Annotated in this window: 3 protein-coding genes; 1 reads left to right on the top strand and 2 read right to left on the bottom strand. The window is 65.8% G+C overall.

Annotated features, from left to right (window positions below):
- Window positions 1-235: 235 nt before the first annotated feature.
- Entirely contained in the window at window positions 236-1,249 is a 1,014-nt protein-coding gene (locus tag WB785_RS00230) for an NAD(P)/FAD-dependent oxidoreductase (RefSeq protein WP_424076694.1), read from the bottom strand.
- 113 nt (window positions 1,250-1,362) lie between these two features.
- Window positions 1,363-2,409 (bottom strand): type III polyketide synthase, encoded by a 1,047-nt coding sequence (locus tag WB785_RS00235; RefSeq protein ID WP_424076695.1) that lies wholly within the window; start codon window positions 2,407-2,409, stop codon window positions 1,363-1,365.
- 250 nt (window positions 2,410-2,659) lie between these two features.
- On the opposite strand from WB785_RS00235, the gene WB785_RS00240 reads away from it, so the two are divergent.
- A partial coding sequence (locus tag WB785_RS00240; protein WP_424076696.1) for an NAD(P)H-binding protein occupies window positions 2,660-3,682 on the top strand: 1,023 nt, incomplete at its 3' end.

A 3,682-nucleotide genomic window follows, 5' to 3' on the forward strand; every position in this document is an offset into this window, starting at 1 on the left:
TAAACCACAATACCTTGGATTACGCACCGCCACTCCGATGGGGGTCAGGCGGCCGCCAGACCGACTGTGGCCCGCCGCGCGTGAGGCGGGATCGCCCGTTTGGGGGTGCGTGGATTCTGATCATAGATGCAGGATCGCCGCTGTTCACCGCGCTGCTGCCAACCAGCTGGCGGGATGCCGTTATTAATTCAACATACGTCTAATTAGCGGGTATTAACGCAATGCAGTTGACCACTCAGCGGGCCAGCACGTGCACCGCTTTTTTGAAAACTCCGGGCAGCACCGTGCAGGCGGGCACAATGGCACGCCGATTCATCGAAGGCACTGTGGCCAGCACGAGGCCGCGGGTTAGCAGCCGGTAGTCGCGGGTGATTCGATGCCACGCTGCTTCATATGACGACGGTTTGTCGTCGACGATGGCGCTCACCGCCGCGTCGGCTTGTTTGACGGCCAGGCTTACCCCCTCGCCGGTCAAGGCGTCCTCATATCCAGCCGCGTCGCCCACCAGCAGCACCCGGCCGGCAACACGGTGGGGCACTACCTGTCGCATGGGTCCGCAGCCTCGTGCTCGCCCGCGGCTGGCGCCGTGCAGATGGTTTGCCAGCCGCGGGAACCAATCAAGTTCGGGCCGGTGGCGAGACAAGATTGCGACGCCCACCAGGTCTGGCTCGACCGGGGTCACATACGCCTCGCCCCACTGCGACCAGTGCACCTCGACGAACTCCGACCAGGCCGGCACTCGATAGTGCCACCGCACCCCGTACCGCCGAGGTGTCCCCGGCACGGAGTTGATGCCGACGGCGCGTCGGACCGTCGAATGCAGTCCGTCTGCTGCGATTAGCCATTTCGCGCGAATACCGGCGGCGGTCACTCCGTGGGCATCCTGGTCTACGGTAGTAATGCGAGTCGAAATCCATTGGGTGTCTTGCTCTTTGGCGCGCGACGCCAGGGCGGCGTGCAGCGTGGTACGTCGCACGCCACGTCCGGGCCTGTCGGGGAAAAGCGCTTCGGCGCGGCGGCGCTCGCTCAGATAGGCGATACCGCGGAGGGGCATGCCGGCGGGATCCACGCCCAGCGCTGCCAGTTCAGTCAGGCCGCCCGGCATCAGCCCCTCGCCGCACGCCTTGTCGATGGGGTGGTCGCGGGGCTCGGCAACGATCACTGAAAGTCCTTGCCGGCGAGCGTGTAACGCCGCGGCCAGACCGCCGGGGCCGCCGCCGGCGATCAGCAGGTCGGTGTCATAAGTCATCGGCGCCGCTCCTCAGCATCGCTGCGTCCCCCTCGCCGCTTCGCGGCTGGGGGCGCCCCCACTGCATCGTCGTCGGCGCGGGTCATCGGCGCCGCTCTCCCGGGACGCGTTGCCTACCAACTGAGCAGTACGAGTTCGGAGCTGAAGCCCGGTCCCATGGCAATCATCAGTCCGAAGGACCCGGGCGGCGGCGGTTCGGCCATGATGGGCCGAAGCACATCTAGCACCGACACTGACGACAGGTTCCCATTGTCGCGCAAGGAATTTCGTGTAAGGGTGAGGGCATCAGGGGGAAGGTCTAAGGCGTTCTCCACCGCGTCGATCACCTTCGGGCCGGCGGCGTGAACTATCCACGTCGAGACGTCCGCGATGGTCAGGCCGTTCTCGGCGAGGAACTTGCCGACCTCTTCGCCCATGTATTTTTCGACGACGGTCGCGATCTGGACGGACAACACGATCTCGAACCCCGTGGTGCCGATGTTCCAGCCCAACACGTCCTCGGTGTCCGGGTAGGTCCGGCTACGGGTGGCCAGCACCTTCGGCCCAATCCGTGCCCGGTCGGCTCCGGTAGCGATGACCGCGCCGGCCCCGTCGCCAAACAGGCTGGAGGCGACCAGATTTGCGAGCGAACGGTCTTCACGCTGAATGGTCAACGAGCACAGTTCGACCGCCAGCAGCGCTGCCACATGATCGGGGTAACCGACAAGGTAGTCATACACCCGTGCCAGGCCGGCCGCGCCGGCGACGCAGCCCAGACCGAACAGCGGGACACGCTTGACATCCGGGCGTAGGCCCACGCGGGTAATCAGCCGTGCCTCCAACGAGGGCACTGCGAGCCCGGTGACGGTCGTCGAAAATACGATATCGACTTCGGAAGGCTTGACATTGGCGGCATCCAGCGCCGACAGCAGCGCTCGCTCACTCAGCTCGAGAGCGATGTCAAGGTACGCTTCGTTCGCCTCGGTGAAGCCGCTGAGTTCGCGATACCGCGACAGGGGCAGCGCAAGTTGGCGTGTGGCAACCCCGCTGGTGGCAGCGAACCGTCGAAATTCGGGACCGGCGAAGTCGGATAGGGCCGAGATGACCTCGTCTTGGCTGTGCCGGTTCGGCGGGAATTCGACCGCCACACCGGCAATGGACGGCGTTGCGATGTCAGGCATCGCCGAATGCGTACTAAGGGCTGAGATGTCCACATAGATAGACACGGATATTTCGATTGATCGGTTCAACATCGTTGGAACCGAAGATAATTGAACACCGGTATAACGGGTTACGAGTTGCCGTGCTGTCAGCGAGTTCAACGCGCAGGTCAACGGGCGGCTCTCCGGCCACGCCGTGGCCGCCTGCACCATCGCCGGGCAACAACCGAATCGACTGCCCGAGTCCAGCGGGATCGCTAGGTTGGAAGGTGTGCGAATTCTGGTGACAGGCGCGACCGGTTACGTGGGATCGCGGCTGGTCACAGCGCTACTTGCCGCTGGCCATCAGGTGCTGACCGCTACCCGCGACCCGGCCCGACTAGGCCGAATGGGCTGGATTGACGACGTCAGCCCGGTCGCGCTGGACGCGTCGGATCTCGACTCGGTCCGCGCAGCGTTCGCCGTGGCAGGGCCGCTCGACGTCGTCTACTACCTGGTCCACGCGATCGGTCAGCCCGGCTTCCGCGATGTCGACCGGGCCGCGGCTGCCAACCTTGCGGACGCGGCCAAGGACGCTGGTGTGCGCCGCATCGTCTATCTGGGTGGGTTCGTCCCGGATCACCCCGATGGCGGGGCCCTGTCCGAGCATCTCACCAGCCGGGCGGAGGTGGCCCAGGCGCTGACGGTCGACGGCGGCCCGGAAGTGGTGTGGCTAGGCGCGGCATTGATTTTCGGCGCCGGCTCGACGTCGTTCGAGATGTTGCGCTACGTCGGTGACCGATTCCCGGTTATCCCGATTCCGGCGTGGATGGATAACCCGATCGATCCGATTGCTATCCGGGACGTGCTGCATTACCTGGTCGCGGCCGCCGATAGCGCACAAGTGCCGGCGGGCGCCTACGACATTTCCGGCCCGGACCGGACGTCCTACCATGCGCTGCTGAAAACCTATGCGCGGGTTTCCGGCAAGTGGCACGCCAGCCTGCCTGCGCCTGGGGTGGACACCACGATGGCGTCATGGGTCACGGCGGTCGCGCTGCCGGTGCCCGACGGGCTGGCTGCCGATCTGGTGGAGTCACTGGATCATCCGATGCGGGCCTCCGGCTCGGGCCTTCGTGATCTGGTTCCCGACCCCCCCGGCGGGCTGATTTCCGTCGAGGAAGCGATTACCCGGGCGTTATCGAGTCGCCGGCCGCTTCCGGTGAACGCGCTAGCCGATCCACACCATCTCGCCGACAGCGACCCGGCGTGGGCCGGCGGCGACGCGCTGCGGCTGCGGCGGCTCGCCGGCATG

Origin of the sequence: Mycobacterium sp. (assembly GCF_049585075.1) — a bacterium.
Lineage (GTDB): Bacteria > Actinomycetota > Actinomycetes > Mycobacteriales > Mycobacteriaceae > Mycobacterium.